Raw genomic sequence first — 25,949 nt, forward strand, 5'->3', positions numbered from 1 at the left:
TAGATCATGCTGCAAAATCTCGGGGGTTGGCACCTTCTTGTCATCGTCTTTATTGTGCTGCTGTTGTTTGGTGCACCCAAGTTGCCGGGTCTTGCGAAGAGCCTGGGACAGTCGATGCGAATCCTGAAGAAGGAAGTTTCGTCGGAGAACACCGAAAAAACAGACGGTACGGCCCCTGCTGCTGCGCCTACGGTTGCCTCTGAAACTGCTGCTCCCGCTCCGGTCGTCGAGCAGCCTGTTGCCAAAGAGCCAAACACTGACGTGCGATAATGGGCAGACCTCTATGATCGGAGCAATCCCGTAATGTTTGGAAACCTGTCAGGACCGACCATGATTGTCATCCTGTTCATCGTGCTGTTGTTGTTTGGTGCACCCAAGCTGCCGGGTCTTGCGAAGAGCCTGGGACAGTCGATGCGAATCCTGAAGAAGGAAGTTCGACCTGACGAGGATGCAAAGGCCGATGTTTCGGCCGAGGCTCCCGACACAGAAAAGCCTGACAGCGAAAAGAAGTAGGGGCTTCTTCGGCGTTCTGTGATTTCTGAGCAGAACGCCCCAGCCTAGCTCTCTTGCGTCGCCTCGACCCACGAGAGGTACTCGGAGTCGATGTTGCCAGCCGCATAGACCCCGGTGAAGCAGCTTTCCTCAAGCTGGGTCACCACGGACTGGCCATCGAGAATCGCGCGGTTCATTCCCTCAACAGTCTGATAAATAAGGTGATCCGCGCCGAGCTCTGCAGCAATCTCTGCCGGAGTGCGATTGTGGGCGATGAGTTCGTTGCGTGAGGGCATATTGATGCCATAGACGTGCGGGTGCGTGACCGGCGGTGCTGCAGAAGCAAAAACGACAGACTTTGCACCTGCGGCGCGGGCCATCTCGACGATCTCGCGTGAGGTCGTGCCGCGCACAATTGAGTCGTCAACGATCAGCACGTTTTTGCCCCTGAACTCGACGCTCATCGCGTTGAGCTTCTGGCGCACGCTCTTCTTGCGAACGGCCTGGCCCGGCATGATGAAGGTGCGGCCGACGTAGCGGTTTTTGAAAAAGCCCTCCCTGTAGGGGATCCCGAGCTTCTGCGCGACCTGCATAGCACTGGGTCTCGCGGAGTCGGGGATCGGCATGACCACATCGATATCGAGGTCAGGTAGTTCGGTCTGGATCTGCTCGGCGAGCACGTCACCAAGACGGAGACGCGCGTCGTACACCGAGATTCCGCTGAGCACCGAGTCTGGGCGTGCGAGGTAGATGTACTCAAAAGCGCAGGGCAGCAGACGCGGATTCTTCGCGCACTGTCGCGACTGCATGGTGCCGTCGGGGGAGATGAGAATGGCTTCCCCTGGCTCAACATCGCGCACGATCTCGTAGCCACCAGATTCAAGCACCAGGGACTCGGAAGCCACAACCCAGTCTTCGTTGCCACTTGCATCGACACGACGACCAAGAACGAGCGGGCGGATCCCGAACGGATCACGGAAGGCGAGGAGCCCATATCCGGAGATCATCGAGATTGCTGCGTAGGATCCTTCGACCCGATCATGAAGGCGCGACACCGCACCAAACACCTGATCGGCGTCGAGCGAGAGGCCAGCGATCCCTGCCTGCAACTCGTTTGCGAGAACATTCAGCAGCAGTTCCGTGTCGGAGTGGGTGTTGAGGTGGCGGCGATCCACGTTGTAGAGATCCGCCGTCAGCTCGCGGGTGTTGGTGAGGTTTCCGTTGTGCACGAGAATGATGCCGTAGGGAGCACCAACGTAAAACGGCTGGGCTTCTTCTTCTCGCTCGGCCGATCCGCGCGTCGCATAGCGCACGTGTCCGAGGCCGACATTTCCGGTCAAGCGGCGCATGTCGCGAGTGCGGTAGGCCTCGCGAACCTGACCCTTGGACTTCACAATCTGAAAGAAGTCACCATCGAGGGTAGCGATGCCGGTCGAGTCTTGACCGCGGTGCTGCAGTAGGAGCAGGGCGTCATAGACCTGCTGGTTGACGGGCTCGGACGAGACAATACCAACAATGCCGCACATGCTTTGTGAATAGCTCCCTGGGAGATGGGTAGGCGCCGCGCTGACGCACCTCAATAGTTTCCCACACTCAGGCTGGGTGTGCGGACCCGGGGCGACATTTATTTCGGTTCAAACCGGCATCCTGTGGCAGGGTACGCTGGTGGGGTGACTGATAACGCGTCGATCTATGCCCAATCCGGAGTAGACACCGCTGCAGGTGATCTCGCCGTCGAGCTCATGAAGTCTGCGGTGTCGCGCACGCATGGCCCAGAAGTGGTCGGTGGTGTTGGCGGATTCGCCGGTATGTTCGACGCTTCCGCGTTGCTCGGCTACAAAAAACCCTTGCTTGCCTCGTCGACAGACGGGGTCGGTACCAAGGTCGCGATCGCGCAGGCGATCGACAAACACGACACCATTGGGCAAGACCTGGTGGCAATGGTCGTTGACGACATCGTTGTTGTTGGTGCGAAACCGCTGTTCATGACCGACTACATTGCGTGCGGCAAAGTTGTGCCGCAGCGCATCGCTGACATTGTGCGCGGGATCGCTGAGGCCTGCGAGGCGACCGGCACCGCTCTGGTTGGTGGTGAGACCGCAGAGCACCCCGGGTTGCTCGGGCCCGACGACTACGACGTTGCCGGCGCAGCAACCGGTGTGGTTGAGGCCGACCGAATGCTCATGCCATCACGCGTACAGGATGGCGACGTTGTGCTCGCGATGGGTGCTTCAGGTCTGCACTCGAACGGATTCTCGCTCGTGCGGCACATTCTTTCGGAGCGGGGCATCGGCTACGAACAGCACAGCAATGAGCTCGGTGCGAGCTACGGTGAGGCACTGCTGACACCGACGGCCCTTTACACTTCACCCCTGTTGCGGGTACTTGAAGATCCCACGCTCGACGGCGCGATCCATTCCTTGAGCCACGTGACTGGAGGTGGGATCGCGGCGAACCTCGCTCGTGTACTTCCTGTTGGTGCGTGGGTGGAGTTGGATCGTGGCACCTGGTCTCCGCTGCCCGTGTTTAGGCATCTTGCAGATCTCGGTGGCCACACGCTTGAGTCGCTTGAGGGGGCGTGGAACCTTGGAATCGGCATGTTTGCGGTGGTCTCGGCTGAGCGATCGGCACACGTCGCTGCCGCGTTGACTGCGGAGGGCCTCGACACCTGGGTTGCAGGTACGATTTCGACCGCGCCGCGTGACTTAGTGGGCTTTGAGCAGGGAGCAAAGGGTGTTGACGGTGGTGCGGTGCGCCTCGTGGGGGCCTACACCGAAAGGTAACCCTTTCGTGTTGACTGGCCTGGCGACCGCAGAGACAACCCTCCGCATGAACCCATCAGGCTCGATGGAACGGCTCGGGTTAGTGGGACGCGGGGATCTTGCAGTCGTGCATCTGAACCTCATTGTGGAGCAGGAACCAAGGGTTAGCTTCGCGTAATTAAGGCTGTCGCTATGACCGCGATGCCCTCGCCGCGACCAGTGAAGCCGAGGTGATCGGTAGTGGTGGCGCCGAGGCTGACCGGAGCCCCGACGAGTTCTGACAGAATCTGTTGCGCCTCGTTGCGGCGAGGGGCGAATTTGGGGCGCTCGCCGATGATCTGAACCGAAACGTTGCTGGGCTGCCAGCCGTGTCCGGCAAGACGTGTGAGTGCGGCTTTGATGAAGTCAGTGCTGGCGGCGTTTTTAGTGGTGGGATTGTCAACACCCACGAGGCCACCGATGTCTCCGAGGCCAGCCGCTGAGAGCAGGGCATCAACGATCGCGTGGCACACAGCGTCTCCGTCGCTGTGGCCAGCCAAGCCTGGCTCGCCGGGCCAGTCGAGCCCCGCCAAACGAAGAGGTGATGCCGGGTCGTAGGCGTGTACGTCGAACCCGGTGCCGACACGGATCATGCTTCCTCCGCCAGGCCGACCACATTGGCTGCGAGAAAGAACTCAAGGATTCGTAGATCATCGGGAGTTGTGAGTTTATGCGCGCGCATCTCGCCGGTCACCGTGCGCACACGAGCACCGGCACGCTGCACAACCTCGGCATCGTCGGTTGGAGGATCCGTGTGTAACTGCGCTGTAGCGTGTGCCGCGGCAATCGTTTCTCGAGGGAACCCCTGGGGGGTTTGAACAGCAACCAGGGGAGTGCGGTCAATGGTTTCGTGAACAATGCCTTCTGCGTCAACGCGCTTGAGCGTATTAGCGATGGGAAGCGCAGGCACGACTGAGTCACCTGTCCGATGCACCTCGCTAATGACCCGCTCGAACAGCTCAGCGCTGGCAAAAGGGCGTGCTGCGTCGTGGACGAGAACCGTGTTGACTGATTCTGGCAGAGCATCGATGCCAAAACTGACCGACTCATGACGTTCTCTGCCGCCGGGCACGACCGTGACTGACCACGAGCTGTCGGGTTGCACGATGCTGTCGATGAGGTCAAGGGTCTGCGCTGCGCGTTGCTCTGGGACAACAATGACCAGGTGGCCCCGGTGCGGGAGCGAAGTGGCCACCGCGATCCCGAACTCGATCAGGGTGCGACCTCGCAGTTCGACGAACGCTTTGGGAACTGCGGCTCCGAGGCGTTCGCCGCGGCCAGCGGCGACGAGCACAACCCCGAGCATTGGGAGGCTGTGTGGCGTTGCCCCGCCGGGCGTCTGTTCGTTGCTCAGTGCAGAACCATTCATGTACATAGGTTACTCGGGTCCGGTCGGAATCGCCGCGGCAAAAAGAAACGCCCTGCACAATTGTGCAGGGCGTTTCGCGTTAGTCTCCCACTATGGGTGGCAAGCACCTCGTCGAGCACCGCGTTGGCCTTATCTTCATCAGTCTTCTCGGCGAGCGCGAGCTCAGACACGAGAATTTGACGAGCCTTCGCGAGCATGCGCTTCTCTCCGGCGGAAAGTGAACGCACCTCTTGATCTCGACGCCACAAATCGCGCACAACCTCGGAAACCTTAATGACGTCTCCGGAAGCCAGTTTCTCAAGATTCGCCTTGTATCGGCGCGACCAGTTGGTCGGTTCTTCGGTGAAGGGCGCGCGCAGCACCTCGAACACACGCTCGAGGCCCTCCTGATCAATGACGTCACGCACACCAACCAGGTCGCAGTTCTCCGCGGGTACCTCGATGGTGAGATCGCCTTGATTCACCTGCAGCTTCAAGAAAAGTTTCTCTTCGCCGCCAAGTTTGCGTTTCTTCACCTCGATGATCTTGGCTGCGCCATGGTGGGGGTAGACAACGGTCTCTCCGACCTCAAATTGCATCGAGTGGCTCCTTTACAGTCCAGCCACTAGAATACCACAGCTCTCCGGTATTGGGTTAGGATTACCTAAGCTGCGCCGGTTGTGTGCTCACAGATAAGATAAATATCAGACTGTGGTCGCTTCCCGTGGCCCATCTTACGTATTTACGGCTCGGAGGATCACCTTGAAGATTCGGATCGCCTCGTCTATCGCACTCGCGGCGGCTATTGCACTCGGTGCATCCGGTTGCACCCTGATTGCGCCACAGGCAACGCTCATCCCTTACGCACCAAGCGATGGCGTCGACGTCACTGTTGATGGCGTGAACGTGCGCAACCTGATGTTGATCGCCGACGAGACTGGCGAGAACTTCAATGTTGTCTTCAGCTCGGTGAACCTCACCGGCCAGGAACACGACCTCACGATTACCTTCACTGGCAAGGGTTCAGAGACGGCCCGCGCTGAGTTCACTATCCCCACCGGCAACACTCGCTTCGGCAACCCCGATGGTGCCGAGGTGCCCGTGCTCGTCACGATTCCGGGCCTTGAGTCAGGACAGACAGTCGACGCATATTTTCAGACTCAAAAGTCTTCAGAAAAGCAGAAATTTGTTCCTGTGCTGGATGGTGAGCACGAGGAGTACGCGGATTACGTGCTGCCGGCCGACTTCAGCAAGAAAAATGATAACGCTTCCGAAGCAGCCAAGAAGAAGGCTGCTGAAGACGCAAAGGCAAGCGACACAAAGATCAACGATGACAACACCACTGAGAGTGACACCAGCAACTAGTCACCCAGTTTGCAAAGCGCCCGCCCGAACCTATTCGGGTGGGCGTTTTGTGTTGTCGGGTGGGATCCACAGCGACCCCGCGGATGTCACCCGAAACGGTATCCAACTCCTCGTACGGTTGAAATGAGGGAGGGTTTCGAAGGTTCTTCCTCGATTCGAGCCCGGATGCGCTTGACGTGCACATCGAGAGTTTTCGTGTCGCCGTAGTAATTGCTGCCCCATACTCGATCAATGAGTTGTCCGCGTGTCAGTACTCGACCGGAATGTCGCATGAGCATTTCGAGCAGCTCAAACTCGCGCAGTGGCATTGCCACTTCTTCACCACGCACTGTAACCGCGTGACGTTCCGTGTCGAGGCACACACCAAGTTCATCGAGCACCTGTGAGTCGGCGGGCGGCGCAGCCGATTCGTCAACGGGGGCGGACACGGGTCGACGTAGAGATGCGCGGATACGGGCGAGTAGCTCTCGAGTTGAGTAGGGCTTTGTGATGTAATCGTCGGCTCCCAGCTCAAGCCCTACAACGATATCGATCTCACTGTCTTTTGCGGTAAGCATGATGATCGGAACCTGAGACGTGAGCCTGATCGCGCGGCAGACCTCGGTGCCAGGCAAACTGGGCAGCATTAAGTCAAGCAGTACTAGGTCGACAGGAGCGGCTGCGAAGGATTGAACAGCCTCGGCGCCATCGTCAACAACAGTCACCCGGTATCCCTCGCGCTCGAGAAGAAACGCGAGTGGTTGCGAGATCGATTGCTCATCTTCAACGAGCAGAATGTGCTGTGGCATGGGCGAGACTCCTTTTACTGATCTGACGAGGGGTTTTGGCGCTCAGCGGGTCGAGTGGCAGAACTCTTTACAATGCGACGCGCTTTCTTGACGCGCTTTGCAGACTTTGCGGAGACCCCCGAATTTGAATCTATGACTGGAAAATGAAGAGTGAAGCTTGATCCCACTCCGGGCTGGGACCACACATCGACATCGCCGCCGTGCGCTCGCATGGTGTGTCGGGCGATACTGAGGCCAAGCCCGGTGCCGCCCTCACCGCGCGTGCGAGCGCCGTCGATGCGATAAAAACGTTCAAAGATGCGAGAGAGGTGTTCCGCTGGCATGCCTGCACCCTGGTCCGTGACGGTCACCAGAAAATTATCTTTATCGAACGACATGCCGATCCCGACTCGCCCTCCCTCGGGCGAGTACCGTATCGCGTTGCTGAGAAGGTTTGCCACGGCCGAGCCAAGCGAGGTTGGTCGGCCGAGAATCACGGCCTCGCGGGCCGTATCGGCATCGTCGGTTACAACAAGCTCGACACTGTTTTGTGTTGCAAACTCGCGGTGTGATTCGACCTCGCTGCGAACGAGGTCCCTGAGGTGCACTCGTTCGCGATCCTCAGGTCGCAGCGTCGACTGTGCTTCAGATAGTTGGATCACATCTCGCGAGAGTTCACCCAGGCGGCGAGACTCCTTCACGAGACTCTTTGCAAAGCCGCGCACAACCTCGGGTTCTCCAGCGGCTTGCTGCACGGCCTCCGCGAGGAGGCCGATCGCTGCGATGGGGTCTTGAGCTCGTGGCTCACGTTTGCGATGAAGTCTCGCCGCATGGCGTTCACCCGCTGTTCTTCACCTATATCCTCGGCGAGGACAACCACAAAGCGGCGCTGCAGTCGCACGATATGAATGCGTACTGTGTCTCCGGGGTCGCTCGGATCAGGCTCGTGGGTATCGGGCATGCCCGTGGTCATAACGTTTCTTACACGCTGCAGGAAGGAAGGGTCTCGCAACTCCTCGCCACTAATGTGCTGCTCTTGGCGGGCTGTGGGGTTGGCGTAGACCGCGGTAAGTGAGGAATCGAGAATCACCGCAAACGTCTCAACCTCATCGAGAATTGAGGTTGCGATCTCTGGCAGCTCGGGTCGCATCTCTGCGGATCGCCTCCGTCCCGCTGCCTTGGCGCTCACTATTGCGGTAGCGGTGCCCGCCCCAATGACAATGCCGAGCCCAACAGAGGCGAGCACGAGCGCGGTCGGATCCATGCCTTTATCGTAGGCTGCTTGGCCGAGCGGAAGAGTAGAGTTCAACATTTGTTCATCTGGTGGTGTGGCGCGGTTCATGAGAACAGCCCACACTTGAAGCAGTGCGCACAGGCGCAATTAGAGGCGCCGCTGGCGCAGCAGCAATGAGAGAGGGGACCGCATGCGTGAGGTCTTTCAGCAGTCACTTCGTGAAGTGCAAGATCGTCTGGTAGAAATTGCCAGCCTCGTGGAATCTTCGATTACCGCGGCGACAACGGCGTTTGGCGAGTCTGACGTGGCGCTCGCTGAGGGAGTCATTGACAACGTGGACGAGATCGAAGAGATGGCGGCAACGCTTGACCAGCTCGCGATCGACATTCTCGCAAGACAGCAGCCAGTCGCATCGGACCTGCGGCTTGTCGTGGGAGCTTTGCGAATGAGCGCCTCGCTCGAGCGTATGGCCGATCTGGCGCAGCATATCGCGCAGTTGGCGCGCTACCGCTACCCGGAGAGCGCGATCCCGAAGGGGCTAAAAAAGACCTTTGCGCGTATGGGGGCTCTCGACGTCAAGATGGCGGGAAAGATTGTCGAGCTGCTCCGGACGCAGGATGCGGCCGTCATTGACGAGGTTCGAGACCTCGACGATGACCTCGACGAACTGCACGCAAAAGTGTTCGAAAAGGTACTGAGCGACAAACTCGCAAACGACCCTACCGGTGTCGTAGACGCTACGCTTGCGAGCCGCTATCACGAACGCTTTGGTGATCATGCCGTGAGTGTTGCCAAGCAGATGCAGTTCTTCTTGAGCGGATCCCTAGATTAAGGATCAACACACGTAACAAAGCGAGTGCTCACGGTAGGCTTTGAGCGTGAAACAACGCATTTACGACTCGCGCGCACAAGGGCTCGTCGACTTCACCCCAATGGTGGCCGGAGAGATCGGCATGTATGTGTGTGGGCCGACGGTGCAGTCAGAATCCCACATTGGGCACCTGCGCAGTGCGCTCGTCTACGACCAGATGCGGCGCTGGTTTACCGCAACGGGTCACCGAGTCACGCTGATCCGTAACGTGACTGACATTGACGACAAGATTCTCGAAAAATCTCAGCAGGGTCAGGCGGTCGGTTGCTTCGAGGAGTGGTGGGCTCTTGCATACCGAATCGAACGTGAGTTCACCGCGGCATACGAGGCCATCGGCGTACTTGCGCCAACATACGAGCCCCGTGCCACCGCAAACATTCGCGAAATGGTTGCGCTGATTGAACGATTGATCGAACGCGGTCACGCCTACCCTGCGGCGGATGGCTCTGCGAGTGTCTACTTCGACACTGCAAGCTGGTCGGACTATGGGTCTTTGACTCGGCAAAAGCGTGATCAGATGGAGGATGCCGCCGATTCTGAGCCGGTTGGCAAGCGGGATCCGAGGGATTTTGCGCTTTGGAAGGCGCATCGTGACTCTGAACCTGAGACGGCAGCTTGGCCGTCGCCGTGGGGACTCGGTCGCCCGGGGTGGCACATTGAGTGCTCGGCCATGGCGTCGCGGTATCTCGGTGAAGAGTTCGATATTCACGGCGGCGGGCTCGACCTGCGCTTTCCGCATCACGAGAACGAAATGGCCCAGTCGACGGCGGCGGGTTTCAGGTTTGCGCGACACTGGATTCACAACGGCCTTGTAAATACCGGTGGCCAGAAGATGTCGAAATCACTCGGCAACTCGCTATTCGCTTCTGAACTGTTGCGGGCTGCGCGGCCGATCGTGCTGCGTTACTACCTGGGGTCGGCACACTATCGTTCGGTGCTTGACTACTCAGCAGAAGCGCTCGAAGAGGCGGCAATCGCGTTTAGTCGCATTGAGAGCTTCCTCGATCGAGCCTGGCGTTTTGTAGCGGAAACCCAGGCTAATCCCGTCGCGGGCGAAGCCCACGCTGCCCTTTACTTAGGTGCACGTAACGGCTCAACCTCGAGCGAGGCTTTGCCAGACGCCTTCGTGGCGGCTATGCTTGACGACTTCGGCGTTCCGCAGGCGCTTGCGGCGCTTCACGGCGCTGTGCGGGCAGGCAACACGGCGATTGATGCGGGTGACACCGACTCCGCACTCGCTCGCGCGTGCGAGGTCGTCGCGATGCTTGATGTGCTGGGAATTGACCCTCGCTCGAAGGAGTGGGGTGGATCCTCAACCTTCGAAACGAGCACTGGGGGAGAACCTGCGGCCCTCGATGCTCTCGTAGGCGCACTCATTGAGCAGCGTGCTCAGGCCCGCGCAGAAAAAGACTTTGCCACAAGCGACGCAATTCGAGTTCGTTTGCTTGAGGCGGGAATCACACTTGAAGACAACCCAACCGGAACACGCTGGAGCCTGACATGAGTAACAAGAGCAACCGCACGGGAGCCGTGCGCAAAAAGGGACTCGGCAAGGGCGTGGGTTCCGGAGGGCAGGGGCGTCAGGCTCTTGAGGGTCGTAAGCCAACTCCAAAGGCTGAGGATCGACCCTACCACCCCGCTGGTAAAGCAAAAGCGGCGAAGGATCGTTATGAGGCCGCCAAGAAGCGCCATATGGCGGGTGGCCCTGATCGTGGAGGCCAGCGTGGTGGTAGCAAAAAGAGCGATGATTCCGAGCTAGTTACCGGGCGCAACTCGGTTGTCGAGGCGCTGCGCGCCAAGATTCCCGCGACGACGCTCTACATTGCCGCACGTGTCGAAATGGATGATCGCACGCGCGAGATTCTTCGCCTTGCAACGCAGCGGAATATTCCGGTTCTTGAGATCATGCGGCCCGAAATGGATCGGATGCTGGATCGTGACAGCGTGCACCAGGGTGTTGTGTTGAAGGTGCCGCCGATGGAGTATGCCCATCCCATGGATGTGCTTGACGGTGTGCTTGATCATGATGGAAATCCCCTTCTGGTTGCGCTTGATGGTGTCACGGATCCGCGCAACCTTGGTGCCATCATCCGGTCCGTCGCCGCGTTCGGCGGGCAGGGCGTTATCGTGCCGCAGCGGCGCTCAGCGGGCTTGAACTCTGCCGCTTGGAAGACTTCGGCGGGTGCCGCGGCGAGGATTCCGGTGGCGATGGCCTCGAATCTGACGCAAACACTCAAAGAGCTCAAGAAGCGTGGAGTGTTTATTGTTGGGCTTGATGGCGGCGGCGATGTGATGCTGCCTGGCCTGGAGCTTGCGGACCGTCCAATGGTGCTGGTCATTGGCAGCGAGGGCAAAGGCCTTTCACGTCTCGTCGCCGATACCTGTGATGCGATTGTGTCGATCCCGATCTCTGCGACGACGGAATCCCTCAATGCAGGCATCGCTGCGAGCGTCGCGCTGTATGAAGTCTCAAAGTTGCGCGCAGAAAAGTCCTCATAATACGGTGAGGTCGGTCGCTCGCCAGCGCTGGTGCAGAAACTCCAGTCGGATGGCAATTGCGGTCGATCGAACCTCTGTCTGTACGACCACAGTTGCCTCGGCAACGCGGTTTGAAAGCTGGCTGAGGTGGACCTTGCCGGGGACGGGAACTAGGCGGCGGTTGTCGCGGTAGAGAGAGCGCCGTTCGGTCCAAGCTGCCCGGCGTGATGTGAGTTGTTCTACGACACCCCTCGTGATCCAGGCGCCAAGCTGCGCAATAGAACGAGATCCGTCGAGTGCTTCATAACCGTAGATTGCGAGTTTTTGAATCATTCGCGAGTCCGGCGGGGGAATGTCATCAGAGGGTAGTCGCTGGTGGTCCTGAAAGCCCTTCAGTCTGGGGACCGCGTGTAAGTGTCGTTTGGGGTGGGAGTCGTGCGGCGTAAGTGCGAGAACAGGTTTGAGCGCGAGCGATCCCCTTGTTGTATGCGATGACATTACAGAACCTTTCTGGCTATTTTGTGGCTATTGGAAAGTTTTTAGCTGATGTTTATTTATGAGAAGGCTTCGGGTTTTAACCATAAAACGTTTGCCTTAGTGTGCGTCAAGATCACCTGAGCCCAGGCCATTTATGGCGTGATTGAAGAGTGCAAAATGGAGCTCGTTGTTGTCGTGAGTGCCATAGGCTTGTCTGGTGGCAACTTTGCGGAACCTTACGGAAAAGTACTCGTCTCTCAGCGAAGAAGAGATCGAGTGGCTTGAGCTGCTCAGCCTCGACTGGCAACTGCTTGCCGACTTGGCACTGAGCGATGTGGTGCTTTGGGTGCCAACCTCAGATGACGGTTACCTCGCGGTGGCGCACAGCCGTCCGGCGGGATCCGTGACGCTGTTCTATCGAGATGTCATCGGTGATTTTCTGCGTACAGATTGGCGTTCGCTCGTTGATGAGGCGATGGAAACTGAGCAGCCCGCGGTTTCAACCTCACCTGCCTGGTACGAAGAGAACCCAATGCGTCTTGCAGCGTATTCGGTCAATCGACGCGACAGTTCGGGACAGACGCTCGGCCCGTTCGCGGTGATCACCGTGCACACAAGTGTGGCTGACACTCAAAAAGCCTCACGCATTGCCGCAGCTTTCCGTGAGGTCTCCGAAGATCTATTTGGTATGGTGCAGCACGGTGAGTTTCCGGTTCCCGGAAATACCAGGGGGGAGAACAGGGATCCCCGCGCGCTTCGGATGGGCTTGTCCGGGTTAACCTGGACGGCATCGCGACCTTCGCTAGTCCAAACACCCAGACCACGTTCTACACGATTGGGTTTCGAGACGAAATCGAGGGCGAAGACTTCTCAGAGGTGATCGCGAATGTTGTCAAGGGCCAATTCGACACCAATGAGTCGCTCCCGTTAATCGCCCAAGCGAAGGTTGCGAAGCGTGTCGAGATCGAGGCTGGTGGTCGAACTATTACCCTGCGTTCGATCCCGGTTACTCGAGACGGTCAGCGGGTTGGTGGTGTGGTGCTCACGCGCGACATCACTGAACTCAGGCAGCAGGCCCAAGAGCTGGTCACCAAAGACGCCACCATTCGCGAGATTCATCACCGCGTGAAGAACAATCTGCAGACCGTTGCCTCACTCCTGCGTGTTCAGGCTCGCCGTGCGCGCAGTGAGGAAGCGAAACAGGTACTTGGGCAGGCGATGCGACGTGTTGCGGCTATTGCGGTCGTGCATGACACGCTTTCGACTGGGCTCTCACAGATTGTTGACTTTGACGTTGTGTTTGACCGTGTGCTGGGTCTGGCAGCTGAGGTTGCAAGCCTGCACGGCACTACGGTTCACCCGCGCAAGGAAGGCAAGTTCGGTGAGCTTCCCTCCGAATACGCAACTCCGCTCGCGCTTGCCCTCACCGAGATTGTGACCAACGCCGTGGAACACGGACTTGCTGGACGCGAGGGGAGGTCACTATCAACGCTCATCGCAGCGATGAGCGGCTCGCGGTTGAGGTTATTGACAACGGTACGGGACTGCCCGGCGGCACCGTCGGTGACGGACTCGGTACTCAGATCGTGCGCACCCTCATCGAGGGTGAACTCGGTGGATCGATTGCCTGGGGTCCTGATGTGGGCGGCGGAACCCGGGTGGCGATCCAAGTGCCACTGCACTGGATCTCCACCCAGACCCGCGAAATGCCGCGTGTAAAGGGTTAAGGGCGGCGGTTGCGGATCAGGACCGCTGCGCCGACCCCGAGCAACAGCAGGCCGAGCCCGATGACGGTTGCGGTGATCCACGTGGTTGTGTCCGGCAGACCCGGGTAGAGGGTTCGCTGCGCAACGTAACCGCAGAACGCGAGGATCAGGGCACCCCAGACAATCGGCCCCGTTCGTGGTTGAACTCGACGAGATACTGCCGTTCTTCCCGCACCAGCATCTCGCAGTGTTGGTGCTGGGGGTGCGGCTGGTGAGGAATGTGGCTGCTGCTCTCCCAGCGCTTCAGTGGGTAGCGAGCCCGTGGGATCCTCGTCGGGAACCTGACCTATTGGTTGTGGCTCGGTATTCATCGTGCTGCCTCCAGCTCTAAGTCTTTGATGTCTTGCTTGAGCTGAGCGCGTTCTGACTCGAGCTTGTTGCGGTCGCTCCTGCTGAGCCCGGGCTCATCAAGCTGCCACTCGACAGTTGCGAGCTTATCTTCGAGTTGCTCCATTTTTTCGGAGGAGCGCTGGCTCGGTTGTTCCGTGGAGCTCGGGCTCGTCGGGTTGATCTCGGAAACCGTTGTTCCCTGTGGATCAATCACTTTCACATTGCCGGCGAGTAGATAGACAGTGACTTGAAATACCGAAGCGGAACTGCCCTCGTTTGAGCTGAAATTTGCCGTGATCGTTTTGCCGAGAAAGGGTCCTGCCGCATTCAGCTTTGTGTCACCTTGCTGCTCTGTGATGTTTCCCGCGAGCACTCTGACATTGACCTTCGTGGATCGATCTTGGGGAAGCGTTACCGTCGAGTTCCCGGCGAGCTGCCAGATCACAAAGTCATCTGCTGTGTCTGCATCAGGACGATGCCCCTTGGAATCATTGAGATGGCTCAGGTCGAGCCGTGTGTTGCCCGCGATGAGAACGGCTCCGGGGGCCTTTGCGCCATTGAGATCCATCGTGCCGAACGGCTGGAACTGGGTACCCCACGGAAGAATCGAGGTAAACATCAGCGTTACTACTCCACAGGCTGCGAGAAAGCCTATCCAGCCGGTATTGCGGCCGCGAATTCCCGCGACGATCAGCGAGATCGCTAGAACCGCGAGTGCTGCGACGAGCGCCGCGACAGCGATGCTGCCAGGGGCCGATATGACACCACCGACGCCGTTTGCCCAGAGTGCGGTGATCCCACCGGCGAGTAATGCGAGTGCGAGGGTGAATGTAATGTGCGCGGTTCCCAGCTTTCGGGCCTCGTGCTGCTCCGCATACCTCGCGCTCCAGTCGTCTGCGCGTTTGCCAAGATCTTGGCCCCAGGCATCGGCCTTTTTGCCGAAATCCTGGCCCCAGGCGTCAGCTTTCTTGCTGAAATCCTCGCCCCAGTTACGGGCCTGCTCGCCGAACGGCGCGCTGGAGCCTGCTGTCCAAGTGGAACTGCGTCCCGCTGAGTCTGCCGTCCATTGCTGTTGTGAGGTACCGCCGGTTGCGTCCGCTGAGTCAGCCTGGTCCTTCGAACGTTGGGTGTCGGCTGGCGCTGGTCCTGCGTCCGTTTGAGGTGGCGCGGTGGCGCTGGGAGTATAATCGGTGCTTCCAGGGGTGCCTGAGTTTGTGTATCCCGACTGCTGTTTGGCAGCTTGCTCTCGTGCGAGGTGCTCGGTACCCCGAGCACGAACGGTTCGCGAGATCCAGATTGACGCAAATACGATAATGGCGATCCAGACGAGCCAGGTGATTGTTCCTGACAACCAACCGGGTAGACCAAACACGCCCCAGGGGCAAGGGCCCATCCGAACGCACTGGGGGTGAACAGATTGAGCAATGCTGGGATGGCCATCAGTGCCACCACAACTACTGCGACGATCGTCCACCCCTCTGCTCGCCCCCGGAATAGATCCTCCAGTCGGATCCGACCTGAGAAATCTGGCAAGAGGAGCCAGCCGGCGAGGTAAAGAAGAATCCCTGGGCCGCCAAGCAGCGCGAGAACAACGAAGATGCCACGGACGATGAGCGGGTCAATGCCCGCTTTCGCTGCTATTCCGCCAGCTACACCGGCGAACCAGCGATCGGATCCGCGGGCAATACCGAGCCCGCGAATCCAAGCGAAGAAACCGCCTGTGGGTTGAGGAGGAGACTGAGGATCTGGATCGGGTGTTGTGTTCATGTTGTAAGTCTGCCGATGTTGCGTTGGTCGTGCCATCGGGGTTCACCCTGATTTGCCCCTGAGTCTTGTGTTCTGAACCCCTGAATGTCGGCGCTAGGTGCTTGGATAGATGCATGGCCGCTGTCCCACTCACACGTTCGCGCGATGACCGCATTATCGCGGGTGTGTGCGGTGGACTCGCAGCCCATCTGAGCTTGCCTGTGGTTGCAGTGCGTATTGCAGTACTGGTACTCGCGCTGTTTGGGGGAGCAGGAACCCTGCTGTATCTCTGGTTGTGGATCACGGTGCCTGTGCGGAGCGAGGCAGATGGCATCGTGCCGCTACGCAAGGCACTAACGAGACCTTCTGAGCCAAAACTGCCGCCTCTCTTTTCTTCTCCCTTGAACGGCAAAGCCGCGTTCTTTCCGCCCGTTGGTGAATCGCAAAGTCCGCCAAAACCAGAGACCGACACGCACCTGCGACCGCGATGGCCAATCGCGGAACTGCTGTTAGGGACATGTCTGCTCGTCGCCGGAGTAGGGCTTGTGCTCTCTCAAATTGGGGTACAGATCAACCTTGAACTCATCCTCCCCGCAATGGCGGTGCTGGTAGGGGTTGGGCTGGCCTGGTGGCAAATCGCAGATCGGGATCGGCCAGACCGTAACCAAGTGCCCCGTGTGCTGGGTGCACTAGCGCTCGTGGCCGTCGGGGTACTGATGTTTTTTGTGACGGCCCAAGAGCCGAGTGTCTGGACGGTCGTGGCAGCGGCAGCGGCTGTCTTGGCGGGAGTGGCCCTGGCTATTGCGCCGTGGTTGCTTCGTGTGAACCGCGAGCTCATGGCTGAGCGCGCTGCTCGTGCGCGGGAGAGCGAGCGCTCGGAGATTGCTGCCCACCTGCACGATTCGGTGCTGCAGACGCTTGCTCTGATTCAACAGCGCTCGGACCCGGGTAGCGAGGTCGCGAGGCTCGCCCGTCGGCAGGAACGTGAATTGCGAGAGTGGCTGTTCCGCACCGCAGACGGTGCCCCGTGGAACAGGTGGAAGCCGTTGACACTGAGTTGCGAGCGCACGCGGCGGCGCTAGAAAATGAGTATGCGGTTCGTTTTGAAATTGTCGCGGTCGGGGCTGGCGAAGGGGTTGTTGCCCCGACGGCAATCGTTGCCGCGGCGCGTGAGGCAATGCTGAATGCTGCCAGGCACGCCGGTGGTGATGTCACTGTGTACCTTGAAGTGACTCCGGATCGCGTCACTCTTGACGTTACAGACCGCGGGCCGGGTATTGACGCTGAGGCGCTACCAGAGGGCCGCATGGGCGTGCGGGAGTCCATTCTTGGGCGCATGGAGCGCGCCGGCGGAACCGCGAGGATTGTTCCGGGGCCGGGAGGCAATGGCGCCGCTGTCAGGCTATCCCTTCCGAGAGATCAGGATTCGACTCAGGGCCAGTCAGTTGGCGGGCCAACAACTGTGCCAAATCACACCGTCAATGTTACCGAGGGGAAATCACATGAATGAGCCATATCGTCCCCAACCGAGGGATCATGCGGGTGCCGAGCCGAATCCCATTCGTGTGGTGATCGTTGACGACCACCAGATCTTTCGAACAGGTTTGCGCGCAGAACTCGGAGCAGAACTCGACGTTGTTGGAGAATCGGCGACGGTCGACGAGGCGATTGCTGCAATCCCGAGTCTCAAGCCAGACGTCGTTTTGCTCGACGTGCACCTCCCGGAGGGAAAGGCGGCGGTGGTGCCGAAGTGCTGCGAGAACTCTCTGAACGATCGGAGGTAAAAGCGACGCGATTTCTTGCGCTGAGCGTTTCTGATGCGGCTGATGACGTGGTGAGTGTGATTCGAGCGGGGCGCGCGGATATCTCACGAAAGCCTCCTCCGGGGCCGAAGTCACGGCCGCCGTGCTGCGGGTTTACGGTGGAGACGCGGTGTTCTCCCTCGGCTCGCGGGGTTTGTGCTTGATGCTTTTGGAACGGGCACTGGTGAGACGGCAGACGCTGATGACGAGCTCGACCGGCTGTCAACGCGTGAACAAGAGGTGATGCGCATGATTGCACGCGGGTACGCTTACAAAGAGGTCGCAGCCGAGCTGTTTCTTTCGGTAAAAACGGTGGAGACTCACGTCTCGAATGTGCTGCGTAAATTGCAGCTCTCGAACCGCCACGAGCTGACCGCCTGGGCCCTGAGCCGCCGTTTGCTGTAGCGAACTCAGTCCCAGCCGGGTAGCCACATGTGAGCCTGCCAGAACCAGTCGGCGACTCGCATGCCCGACCACACCGGAAAGAATAGGAGCGCAAGGACCGTGGCAGCCACGAGAAATAACGCGACCGCGACTCTTCGACCACGTATCGCGTCTTCGTTAAACGTTAGTCGAAGCCCGGGCACGCGAGCGGGTGCTTCTCCGATGGAGACGCTGCACAGCATTCCCAGCACCATGGCTAACGCGAGTGCCGAAAAAGGTGTGAGCACGACCGCATAGAACTGGAAAACGGCGGAACGAGACAGGGTGAGAACCCAGGGCAGCCAGCCCGAAAGGTAGCCAACTAACACGAAGGTGCTCGCGGTCGCGAGAGAGCTCACGAGCCGTTGACTCGGGTGCGACGCAAATGATCGCAGTACGAGCCACAGCAGCACAAGGAGAGCTGCGACCCCACCCCAGGTCACGAGAATATTCGGAAGCGCCGAGATCCCTGCGGTGCAGCCTCCACCGCAGCCCTTGTCCCAATTGACTTCGTACATTGCTGTGGGGCGAAGGGCGAGCGGCCAGGTGAGCGCGTCGGCCTGGTAAGGGTGAGGTGCAGAAAGTGTGCTGTGCCACTTGAACATGTCGAGGTGGTACTGGACCAGGCTGGCGGGCCAAAACTCTCCGGGTTTACGCCCCAACCGCCAGTGGTGAAGATCCAGCCGCTCCAGCTAGTGAGATATACGAGTAAAGCAGCGGGCACTGCAGTGGCAGCGGTGAGGCCGGCGCGCACAACTGAGCCTATCCAAGAGCGCCCGTCATTTCTCAGCAGGAGCAGATCCCGGACCGCAACGAACACCATAAAAAACGCGAGCGGGTACAAACCGGACCACTTGATTGCGGCGGCGGCTCCGAAGGCGAGGCCGGCCGCGAGTAACCACGGCCTGAACCAGCGTGGGGTCGGTCGTTTGCGGGCGTCCGGTAGTGCCGGCTCTGGCGTGGCAGCTTCAGCGGACGCCTGAGTAACAATGCTCAGATGATCTCTCCACACGAATAAGGCACCCAACATGATCGCCAGTGCCAAGAACCCGTCGAGCAGGGCCACCCGGGTCAACACAACGTGCACTCCGTCAACGGCCAATAACAGCCCCGCGACACAAGCGATGACCATGCGCCGAGAGATCAACCATGCAAGACGCATGGTGATCCCAACTGTCGCTACTCCTGCAAGCGCAAGGGCGCTGCGCCACCCCCACCCGTTGTCAGGACCAAATAGCAGGATCCCGAGCCCCAGAAGCCACTTGCCCAGCGGGGATGGACCGAGTAAGAGGCCGTATCTGTGAACCCGAGCGCGTTCGGAAGCGTCGGATCGTCATTGGGCCAGGTCGTCGGGTACCCGTGTGCAAGCTGGCTGATCGCATCGCGCACGTAGTAGATCTCGTCGAATACAAGCGTGCTCGGGCTGCCGAGCGCCCAGAACCGCAACACGGCCGCGATCCCGAGCACAAACAACGGCGCAATCCAGCGCAGGTGGTGACGGACAGCGAGCATGAATACAGCATATGCGGCAGAGTGCGCCACAAGCGGCCTGGTGCGGGCTACGATGGTGGGGTGATTACGCGCCTCAGCAACTACTTTCTGAAGACCCTCCGCGAGGATCCCGCCGACGCCGAAGTGATGAGCCACAAGCTCCTCGTTCGTGCGGGATACATTCGTCGCCAGGCGCCGGGTGTGTTCGGATGGATGCCACTCGGACTCAAGGTAAAGGGCAAGCTCGAGCAGATCATTCGTGAGGAGATGCTCGCTGCTGGTGCGCACGAGGTGCACTTCCCCGGGCTGCTGCCGCGAGAACCCTACGAGGCGACGGGCCGCTGGGAAGAGTACGGCGATGCACTGTTCCGCCTGAAGGATCGGCACGGCGCCGACTACCTGCTCGCGCCGACGCACGAGGAAGCCTTCACCCTCATGGTGAAGGACATCGTTACTTCGTACAAAGACTTGCCCCTCGCACTGTTCCAGATTCAAGACAAGTATCGCGACGAGGCACGGCCCCGGGCCGGTCTGTTGCGCGGGCGTGAGTTCACCATGAAGGACGCGTACACCTTCGACGCCACCGACGCGGGGCTCGACGCCGCCTACCAAAAGCAACGCGACGCCTATGAGCGAATCTTCACACGGCTCGGGCTTGAGTATGTGATTGTGTCGGCTGACGCAGGGCCATGGGAGGATCGCGCAGCGAGGAGTTTTTGCTGCCAACCGCGATTGGCGAGGACACGTTTGTGCGCTCTGCCGGAGGGTACGCCGCGAACGTTGAGGCGTATGTAACGCCCGCGCCCGATGCACTGCCGATTGAAGGATTACCCGCGCCCGTAGAACTGGACCCCGCTGTCACTCCGACCATCGACACGCTGGTCGAGCACCTCAACAGTGAGATGCCGCGTGAAGACGGTCGGTCTTGGACGGCAGCTGACACGCTGAAGAACATCGTGCTCGCGGTGACACCCGTCGGTGGTGAGCGCGAGATTGTGGTTGTGGCGATCCCGGGCGACCGCGACGTTGACATGAAGCGCGCCGAGGTTGCGTTCCCAGGGTGCGAGGTGGAGCCCGCAACGGCTGCTGATCTTGAGAAGAACCCACTGATTGTGCGTGGGTACATCGGACCCGGCACGGCGGGCGCTGCGGTGCTCGGTCTTGAAGGCAGCACGGGGCTGCGCTACCTGCTGGATCCGCGCATTGTTCCAGGCACCTCCTGGGTGACCGGCGCCAACAAAGATCTGACGCACGTCGCAAACCTGGTAGCTGGCCGCGATTTTGTTGGCGACGGCACCGCCGATATCGCGAACGTGCGCGACGGGGATCCGGCGCCTGACGGATCGGGGCCGATCGAGACGGCGCGCGGCATGGAAATTGGCCACGTGTTCCAGCTCGGCCGTAAATATGCTGAGGCCCTGGGCCTCAAGGTGCTAGACGAAAACGGCAAGCTGGTCACGGTGACCATGGGGTCGTACGGCATCGGCGTGACGAGGATCATGGCGATTCTCGCCGAACTGCACCACGACGATCGTGGCCTCATGTGGCCTGCGGCCGTCGCTCCGTTCAACGTGCACGTGGTTGCGACGGGTAAGGATCCCGTGGTCTATGAGGTCGCGGAGCCGCTGGTTGCCTCCCTCGATGCCGCTGGCATTGAGGTGCTCTTTGACGACCGCCCGAAGGTCTCGCCCGGTGTGAAGTTTGGTGATGCCGAGCTGCTGGGTGTGCCGTGTGTCGTCGTCGTGGGTCGTGACGCAGCCGAGGGTTTTGTTGAGGTGTGGGACCGTGCGGCAGGCACGAAGGATCGCGTTGCGATTGCCGACGTGCCCGCGCTGTTTGGCATCTAACACGATGTCGAAAGAGGCATAGAACTTCCCAGGGTTCTATGCCTCTTTCCTATTGTTATGGGTTTGTCGTCTTAAAGCCGCGCAGCCTGAGGCTGTTCGTTACAACAAACACCGACGAGAATGCCATTGCCGCCCCGCGAGCATTGGGTTGAGTAGCCCGGCTGCCGCGAGCGGGATCGCCGCTACATTGTAGGCGAACGCCCAGAACAGGTTTGTTTTGATTGTGCCGAGTGTGCGTCGCGAAAGCCGGATCGCGTCGACCGCTGCACGCAGATCTCCGCGCACCAGGGTAATGTCGGAGGCCTCGATCGCCACGTCGGTTCCCGTGCCCATGGCGAGACCCAAATCCGCTTGTGCGAGAGCCGCAGCGTCATTGACGCCGTCACCAATCATCGCGACGGACTTCCCCTGAGCCTGCAGCCGCTTCACAACCTCGACCTTGTCGGCGGGCATGACCTCGGCTATGACGGTCTCTGGCCCCGCGTCGATGCCGACTGCTTCTGCCACCGTGGCCGCCACGGCCGCGTTGTCTCCAGTGAGCAGAACCGGCGTCAAACCGAGAGCTCGCAGCCCGCTTATCGCTTCGGCAGAGGTTTCCTTGATGGCATCAGCAACCACCAATACACCTCGCGCTTTCCCATCCCAGCCGACGGCGACCGAAGTCTGTCCGCGCTCAGAGGCAGCGACCATAGCGCTCTCCAGGCTGGGTGTCAGTGGCAACGACCAGTCAGCGAGCAACCGCGGACGGCCGACGAGCGTCACGTGGCTGTTTCCCTCGTGCGAGACGGTTCCCTGCACTCCAAGACCCTCGACGTTTGCGAAGTTCTCGACTGAGGGCAGCTCACCGACCCTCGCTGTGGCGCCAGCAGCGATCGCCTGTGCGATCGGGTGTTCAGAGGCATCTTCGAGCGCTCCCGCGTACCGCAGCACATCTTCTTCGTGCTCACCGTCGGCGACAATCACCTCGGTGAGCGTCATCTTGCCCGTGGTGACGGTGCCGGTTTTGTCGAGTATAACGGTGTCGATGCGACGGGTGGTCTCCAATACCTCGGGTCCCTTGATCAAGATCCCGAGTTGCGCGCCGCGACCCGTTCCCACCATAAGTGCGGTTGGTGTTGCGAGTCCCAGCGCGCACGGGCACGCGATGATGAGTACCGCAACAGCGGCGGTAAACGCCGCTGTCAGACCAGCGCCTGAGAGCGCCCAGAACACAAAGGTGGCAAGAGCGAGACCAATGACAATTGGCACGAAGATTCCTGAAATTTTGTCGGCAAGCCGTTGAGCCTTTGCCTTGCCATTCTGGGCATCCTCAACGAGCTTCGCCATTTGGGCAAGCTGGGTGTCGGCACCGACCCTGGTCGCTTCAATGACGAGGCGTCCACCCGCGTTGATCGTTGCGCCGACGATGGTGTCGCCGATCCCCACCTCCACCGGCACGGACTCGCCAGTGACCATGGACGCATCAACCGCTGAGGCCCCCTCAACAATCGTGCCGTCCGTGGCGATCTTCTCGCCCGGTCGCACGATGAAGTGGTCGCCCACCACAAGGTCGTCAGTGCTGATTCGCTCTTCGACACCGTTGCGCAGCACCGAGACCTCTTTCGCGCCGAGCTCAAGCAGCGCCCGCAGCGCGCCCCCCGCCTGCCTCTTGGAACGCGCTTCAAAGTAGCGGCCGAGCAAAATGAAGGTGATGACTCCGGCGCCAACCTCAAGGTAAATATTGCCGGCTCCATCGCTCTGCGCAACGGTGAACTCAAACCCGTGGGTCATGCCGGGCATGCCGGCGGTGCCGAAGAACAGTGCGTACAGCGACCACGCGAAGGCAGCCAGTGTGCCCATCGAGATGAGGGTGTCCATAGTGGCCGTCGCGTGCTTCAGGTTGGTCCAGGCCGCCTTGTGGAATGGCAGGCCGGCCCACACGATCACGGGTGCGGCGAGCGTGAGTGACAGCCATTGCCAGTACGTGAACTGCAGGGCTGGGACCATCGCCATCGCAACGACGGGCACGGTGAGGATCGCGGAGACGATCAATCGGTTGCGCAGTTCACGCACGGGGCCTCTGCCGCCACCTGTTCAGGATCAGTGCCCTTTGGCCTCTTCGGCTTCGGCAGTGCCGCCGAGTAACCCGCCTGCTCGACTGCCTCGAGCAGTGCTGCGGTGTCGACCCCCGGCGCGAAGCTGACCTTTGCCTTTTCGGTGGCGTAGTTGACCGTGGCCGTCACGCCGTCGAGTTTGTTGAGCTTGCGCTCGATCCTGTTCGCACAAGATGCGCAGGTCATACCGCTAATGGCGAGCTCGACCTGCTGGGTGCTGAGTGCTGTCATGAGAGCTGGTAGCCGGCTTCTGCGACGGCCTCACGGATTTTCTCAGTGTCGACGGGGTCGTCGCTTGTGACGGTGAGGTTGCCGCTTGCGAGGTCAACATTCACGTCCGTGACACCGGCGACCTCGCTCACCTCTTCGGTGACGCTGCGCACGCAGTGGCCGCAAGTCATTCCGGTGACGGTGTAGGTGGTAGTGGTTGCCATGAGGGGCTCCTTTTGTTATTAAAATCTTATGACCGCACGAGGCAGGCGATGGCATCTGAAGCTTCCTGCATCTTCTCTTCGGCGATTGTTCCGCCGGTCGCTCCTGCGTTCGCCGCGTAATGACTGAGGTGGTCGTCGAGCATCTTGAATGAGATGGATTTAAGCGTTTGGGAGGTCACTGGTCTTTTTCAACCATGCGCCGTAGACCACGCACTTGGCCCTCGGTGAGTCGAAGGCTCGCGAGGTACTTTGCCTTGTTTGGTAAGTAGCCATGGTCGTGGGTATTCACGGTGATCCTTTCGTAGGGGAACCTCTGCTGTGCCGAGAGTTAGATACCCCATAGGGGTATTTTGTGTTTATGAACTTATACCCCAGTGGGGTATAAGTCAACCGGGTTCTGGTGAGGGGTCATATTCCCGACCGGCCATGCGTCAATGGCATAGTGATCTCAGGAATGCAGGGGCACCACATAGGGCGCCCAGGTGCTTGAGAACAAAGGAGTTTGAAATGGTTGATTCGCAGGAAAATGCATCGAAACCGACCCCCGCCTTTATTGGTGCGTCTTGGGTTGCACTGGCACTTGGCATGGGCACTTAGCTCATCGGATTGTCTAATGCAGGGATGGAGCTCAATGAAAAGGGTTACTATCTCACCCTTTTGCTGTTTGGGCTTTTTGCTGCTGTATCGCTGCAGAAGACAGTTCGAGATCGATCCGATGGTATTGCAGTCACGAATCTCTATTACGGTCTCGCATGGTTTGCGCTGGTTGCCTCGCTCAGCCTGCTCGCAATTGGGCTCTGGAATGCCGGGAGCCTCTCTCTGAGCGAAAAGGGGTTCTATGGGATCAGTTTTGCCATGAGCCTGTTTGCATCGGTGGCGGTGCAAAAAAACGTGCGAGATCTTTCGCAGTTCAAGGGTGAAACAGAAGCCGAGGAACCCGCCGCGTATCAGGCCGAACCCGCACACAACTTCTTGCCGACATCCGGCGCGCACTAGTTGCCACGGGCTCACGTGTGGCATACGCCGGACTCCCTGGAGTACCCTGGTCACTTGACCCATTTGGGTTCACATCTGAATAGACATTTCAATACGAGGAGGCATCGTGAAGATTGATCTCGCCATGTTGCGCGGACTTGAGCGTGAGAAGGACATTCCCTTCGAAGAGCTCGCCGAAATTATCGAGCAGGCAATTCAGTCTGCATATTTGCGGCACGCGGAGAACCAGGGCATCCCTGTTCCAGATGAGCACCGAGTGAGGGTGCAGCTCGACCGGAAGAGCGGCGAGATTACCGTCCTCGTGCCCGAGGTTGGCGATGAGGGCCAGGTAGTGGGCGAGGCTCACGTTATGACTGACGAGTTTGGTCGTGTTGCCTCGAGCGCGGCGAAGCAGGTTATTAACCAGCGCCTTCGTGATCTTTCGGACGACGCTGTTCTCGGCGCGTTCAAAGACAAAGAGGGTCAGATTGTCTCGGGTGTTGTACAGCAGGGGCCGAACCCCCGCATGGTGCAGATTGATCTTGGTGAACTTGAGGCGATCCTGCCCCTGAAGAGCAGATCGCGGGGGAGTCTTACCCGCACGGTACCCGTATGCGCGTGTATGTTACGAGCGTTTCAAAGGGTCTGAAGGGGCCGCAGGTTGTCGTGTCTCGCACCCACCCCGGACTTGTGCGCAAGCTGTTTGAGCGTGAGGTGCCGGAGCTCTCGGAGGGGCTTGTTGAGATCGTCTCGCTCGCTCGCGAGGCCGGTCACCGCACAAAGGTTGCCGTTCGCGCTAAGAAGTCGGGGATCAACGCCAAGGGCACCTGCATTGGTGAGATGGGCAGCCGTGTGCGTGCTGTGATGGCCGAGCTCGGTGAAGAGAAGATCGATATTGTCGATTATTCGCCGGAGCTGCCAATGTTTGTGGCAAATGCACTATCACCCGCCAAAGTGACCGACGTGTTTATGCTGAACGAGTCGCTCAAGCAGGTGCGCGCGCTGGTGCCTGACTTCCAACTTTCTCTTGCGATTGGCAAAGAGGGACAAAATGCCCGACTCGCCGCGAAGCTGACGGGCGCAAAGATTGATATTCAACCCGACTCGATCATGAACGACTGAGCTAGTCGGGTTGAGCATTGATCTTTGCGCCGGAGCGCGTTGAGAAAATGCGCCAGCGTTTTCGCGCTCCGGTGGCGAGCGATAGTG

General features: G+C 59.6%; 24 protein-coding genes and 8 pseudogenes. 14 read left to right on the plus strand and 18 right to left on the minus strand.

The window, feature by feature from the left end:
* Positions 1 to 6: 6 nt before the first annotated feature.
* Complete coding sequence (gene tatA / locus G7066_RS03670; protein WP_166329180.1) at positions 7 to 270, plus strand: twin-arginine translocase TatA/TatE family subunit; 264 nt, start codon at positions 7 to 9, stop codon at positions 268 to 270.
* Positions 271 to 303: 33 nt separating this feature from the next.
* On the plus strand, positions 304 to 513 hold the full coding sequence (gene tatA, locus G7066_RS03675; protein WP_166329182.1) for a twin-arginine translocase TatA/TatE family subunit: 210 nt from the start codon (positions 304 to 306) through the stop codon (positions 511 to 513).
* 44 nt (positions 514 to 557) lie between these two features.
* Here the strand turns inward: tatA (G7066_RS03675) and purF are convergent, their stop codons facing one another.
* Positions 558 to 2,018 (minus strand): amidophosphoribosyltransferase, encoded by a 1,461-nt coding sequence (gene purF, locus G7066_RS03680; RefSeq protein WP_166329184.1) that lies wholly within the window; start codon positions 2,016 to 2,018, stop codon positions 558 to 560.
* 144 nt (positions 2,019 to 2,162) lie between these two features.
* Between purF and purM the strand changes: the two genes are divergently transcribed.
* Entirely contained in the window at positions 2,163 to 3,275 is a 1,113-nt protein-coding gene (gene purM / locus G7066_RS03685) for a phosphoribosylformylglycinamidine cyclo-ligase (RefSeq protein ID WP_166329186.1), read from the plus strand.
* A gap of 143 nt (positions 3,276 to 3,418) precedes the next feature.
* Here the strand turns inward: purM and ispF are convergent, their stop codons facing one another.
* The 3 genes and pseudogenes from ispF to G7066_RS03700 form a co-directional block, all read right to left on the minus strand.
* Positions 3,419 to 3,886 (minus strand): 2-C-methyl-D-erythritol 2,4-cyclodiphosphate synthase, encoded by a 468-nt coding sequence (gene ispF / locus G7066_RS03690; RefSeq protein WP_166329188.1) that lies wholly within the window; start codon positions 3,884 to 3,886, stop codon positions 3,419 to 3,421.
* Complete coding sequence (ispD, locus tag G7066_RS03695; protein ID WP_166329190.1) at positions 3,883 to 4,662, minus strand: 2-C-methyl-D-erythritol 4-phosphate cytidylyltransferase; 780 nt, start codon at positions 4,660 to 4,662, stop codon at positions 3,883 to 3,885. Before ispD ends, ispF begins: the two co-directional genes overlap by 4 nt.
* Positions 4,663 to 4,757: 95 nt before the next feature.
* A pseudogene (locus tag G7066_RS03700) lies at positions 4,758 to 5,240 on the minus strand (CarD family transcriptional regulator); the annotation flags it as partial.
* A 163-nt stretch (positions 5,241 to 5,403) separates the two neighbouring features.
* Between G7066_RS03700 and G7066_RS03705 the strand changes: the two are divergent.
* Entirely contained in the window at positions 5,404 to 6,006 is a 603-nt protein-coding gene (locus G7066_RS03705) for a DNA modification methylase (RefSeq protein WP_166329192.1), read from the plus strand.
* Between the two features lie 86 nt (positions 6,007 to 6,092).
* On the opposite strand, the gene G7066_RS03710 is transcribed toward G7066_RS03705, so the two are convergent.
* From G7066_RS03710 to G7066_RS15665, 3 genes are read right to left on the minus strand one after another with little or no spacing between them, the layout of a single operon-like run.
* Positions 6,093 to 6,794, minus strand: a complete 702-nt coding sequence (locus G7066_RS03710; protein ID WP_166329194.1) for a response regulator transcription factor — start codon at positions 6,792 to 6,794, stop codon at positions 6,093 to 6,095.
* Positions 6,795 to 6,808: 14 nt separating this feature from the next.
* On the minus strand, positions 6,809 to 7,528 hold the full coding sequence (locus tag G7066_RS15660; RefSeq protein ID WP_244303257.1) for a sensor histidine kinase: 720 nt from the start codon (positions 7,526 to 7,528) through the stop codon (positions 6,809 to 6,811).
* A complete protein-coding gene (locus G7066_RS15665; RefSeq protein ID WP_244303258.1) occupies positions 7,471 to 8,085 on the minus strand; it encodes a cell wall metabolism sensor histidine kinase WalK in 615 nt (204 codons plus the stop codon). Before G7066_RS15665 ends, G7066_RS15660 begins: the two co-directional genes overlap by 58 nt.
* Before the next feature lie 112 nt (positions 8,086 to 8,197).
* Between G7066_RS15665 and phoU the strand changes: the two genes are divergently transcribed.
* Genes phoU through rlmB form a run of 3 tightly spaced genes read left to right on the plus strand, consistent with a single transcriptional unit; the run spans position 8,198 to position 11,377 of the window.
* The gene (phoU, locus tag G7066_RS03720; RefSeq protein ID WP_166329196.1) at positions 8,198 to 8,839 is read left to right on the plus strand and encodes a phosphate signaling complex protein PhoU; all 642 of its coding nucleotides are present in this window, start codon (positions 8,198 to 8,200) and stop codon (positions 8,837 to 8,839) included.
* 46 nt (positions 8,840 to 8,885) lie between these two features.
* Positions 8,886 to 10,382, plus strand: coding sequence for a cysteine--tRNA ligase (gene cysS / locus G7066_RS03725; RefSeq protein WP_166329198.1), 1,497 nt, complete (start codon positions 8,886 to 8,888; stop codon positions 10,380 to 10,382).
* Positions 10,379 to 11,377 carry a 23S rRNA (guanosine(2251)-2'-O)-methyltransferase RlmB gene (gene rlmB, locus G7066_RS03730; RefSeq protein ID WP_166329200.1) on the plus strand — a complete coding sequence of 333 codons (999 nt, stop codon included), beginning with the start codon at positions 10,379 to 10,381 and terminating at the stop codon, positions 11,375 to 11,377. Before cysS ends, rlmB begins: the two co-directional genes overlap by 4 nt.
* Here the strand turns inward: rlmB and G7066_RS03735 are convergent.
* A complete protein-coding gene (locus G7066_RS03735) occupies positions 11,372 to 11,854 on the minus strand; it encodes an Rv3235 family protein (RefSeq protein ID WP_205881518.1) in 483 nt (160 codons plus the stop codon). The two genes, rlmB and G7066_RS03735, sit on opposite strands and share 6 nt — an antisense overlap.
* A gap of 196 nt (positions 11,855 to 12,050) precedes the next feature.
* Between G7066_RS03735 and G7066_RS03740 the strand changes: the two are divergent.
* Positions 12,051 to 13,560: pseudogene (locus G7066_RS03740) on the plus strand (sensor histidine kinase).
* On the opposite strand, the gene G7066_RS03745 reads toward G7066_RS03740, so the two are convergent.
* The 3 genes and pseudogenes from G7066_RS03745 to G7066_RS17740 all read right to left on the minus strand — a co-directional run.
* A complete protein-coding gene (locus G7066_RS03745) occupies positions 13,557 to 13,910 on the minus strand; it encodes a hypothetical protein (RefSeq protein WP_166329204.1) in 354 nt (117 codons plus the stop codon). The pseudogene G7066_RS03740 and the gene G7066_RS03745 overlap by 4 nt on opposite strands.
* Positions 13,907 to 15,280 carry a hypothetical protein gene (locus G7066_RS15670; protein WP_244303259.1) on the minus strand — a complete coding sequence of 458 codons (1,374 nt, stop codon included), beginning with the start codon at positions 15,278 to 15,280 and terminating at the stop codon, positions 13,907 to 13,909. Before G7066_RS15670 ends, G7066_RS03745 begins: the two co-directional genes overlap by 4 nt.
* Positions 15,281 to 15,465: 185 nt before the next feature.
* Positions 15,466 to 15,732, minus strand: a pseudogene (locus tag G7066_RS17740) (PspC domain-containing protein); the annotation flags it as partial.
* A gap of 77 nt (positions 15,733 to 15,809) precedes the next feature.
* Here G7066_RS17740 and G7066_RS03760 point away from each other — a divergent pair.
* The 3 genes and pseudogenes from G7066_RS03760 (at position 15,810) to G7066_RS03765 (ending at position 17,882) form a co-directional block, all read left to right on the plus strand.
* The gene (locus G7066_RS03760) at positions 15,810 to 16,757 is read left to right on the plus strand and encodes an ATP-binding protein (protein WP_244303260.1); all 948 of its coding nucleotides are present in this window, start codon (positions 15,810 to 15,812) and stop codon (positions 16,755 to 16,757) included.
* Positions 16,703 to 17,185, plus strand: a complete 483-nt coding sequence (locus G7066_RS15675; RefSeq protein ID WP_244303261.1) for a sensor histidine kinase — start codon at positions 16,703 to 16,705, stop codon at positions 17,183 to 17,185. The genes G7066_RS03760 and G7066_RS15675 overlap by 55 nt, the downstream gene beginning before the upstream one ends.
* Positions 17,178 to 17,882, plus strand: a pseudogene (locus G7066_RS03765) (LuxR C-terminal-related transcriptional regulator). Before G7066_RS15675 ends, G7066_RS03765 begins: the two are co-directional and overlap by 8 nt.
* Before the next feature lie 5 nt (positions 17,883 to 17,887).
* Here G7066_RS03765 and G7066_RS15680 read toward each other — a convergent pair.
* The 3 genes and pseudogenes from G7066_RS15680 to G7066_RS15690 all read right to left on the minus strand — a co-directional run bounded on the left by G7066_RS15680 (position 17,888) and on the right by G7066_RS15690 (position 19,412).
* Complete coding sequence (locus G7066_RS15680; RefSeq protein WP_244303262.1) at positions 17,888 to 18,505, minus strand: dolichyl-phosphate-mannose--protein mannosyltransferase; 618 nt, start codon at positions 18,503 to 18,505, stop codon at positions 17,888 to 17,890.
* 146 nt (positions 18,506 to 18,651) lie between these two features.
* A pseudogene (locus G7066_RS15685) lies at positions 18,652 to 19,170 on the minus strand (phospholipid carrier-dependent glycosyltransferase); the annotation flags it as partial.
* A complete protein-coding gene (locus tag G7066_RS15690; protein WP_244303263.1) occupies positions 19,080 to 19,412 on the minus strand; it encodes a hypothetical protein in 333 nt (110 codons plus the stop codon). The gene G7066_RS15690 and the pseudogene G7066_RS15685, both read right to left, overlap by 91 nt.
* Before the next feature lie 60 nt (positions 19,413 to 19,472).
* Here G7066_RS15690 and G7066_RS03775 point away from each other — a divergent pair.
* Positions 19,473 to 21,238 (plus strand): annotated as a pseudogene (locus G7066_RS03775) (proline--tRNA ligase).
* Positions 21,239 to 21,293: 55 nt separating this feature from the next.
* On the opposite strand, the pseudogene G7066_RS03780 reads toward G7066_RS03775, so the two are convergent.
* The 4 genes and pseudogenes from G7066_RS03780 to G7066_RS15700 all read right to left on the minus strand — a co-directional run bounded on the left by G7066_RS03780 (position 21,294) and on the right by G7066_RS15700 (position 24,054).
* A pseudogene (locus tag G7066_RS03780) lies at positions 21,294 to 23,562 on the minus strand (heavy metal translocating P-type ATPase).
* Positions 23,559 to 23,765, minus strand: coding sequence for a heavy-metal-associated domain-containing protein (locus G7066_RS03785; protein WP_166329210.1), 207 nt, complete (start codon positions 23,763 to 23,765; stop codon positions 23,559 to 23,561). Before G7066_RS03785 ends, G7066_RS03780 begins: the two are co-directional and overlap by 4 nt.
* 26 nt (positions 23,766 to 23,791) lie before the next feature.
* Positions 23,792 to 23,944, minus strand: coding sequence for a hypothetical protein (locus tag G7066_RS15695; RefSeq protein ID WP_244303264.1), 153 nt, complete (start codon positions 23,942 to 23,944; stop codon positions 23,792 to 23,794).
* Positions 23,941 to 24,054, minus strand: a complete 114-nt coding sequence (locus G7066_RS15700; protein ID WP_244303265.1) for a metal-sensing transcriptional repressor — start codon at positions 24,052 to 24,054, stop codon at positions 23,941 to 23,943. The genes G7066_RS15695 and G7066_RS15700 overlap by 4 nt, the downstream gene beginning before the upstream one ends.
* Positions 24,055 to 24,371: 317 nt before the next feature.
* Here G7066_RS15700 and yiaA point away from each other — a divergent pair, with 317 nt between their 5' ends.
* Both yiaA and nusA read left to right on the plus strand, forming a co-directional pair.
* Positions 24,372 to 24,761, plus strand: coding sequence for an inner membrane protein YiaA (gene yiaA, locus G7066_RS03795; RefSeq protein ID WP_280116234.1), 390 nt, complete (start codon positions 24,372 to 24,374; stop codon positions 24,759 to 24,761).
* A 106-nt stretch (positions 24,762 to 24,867) separates the two neighbouring features.
* Positions 24,868 to 25,862, plus strand: a pseudogene (gene nusA / locus G7066_RS03800) (transcription termination factor NusA).
* Positions 25,863 to 25,949: the final 87 nt, after the last annotated feature.

Origin of the sequence: Leucobacter coleopterorum, assembly GCF_011382985.1 — a bacterium.
GTDB classification, from domain to species: domain Bacteria; phylum Actinomycetota; class Actinomycetes; order Actinomycetales; family Microbacteriaceae; genus Leucobacter; species Leucobacter coleopterorum.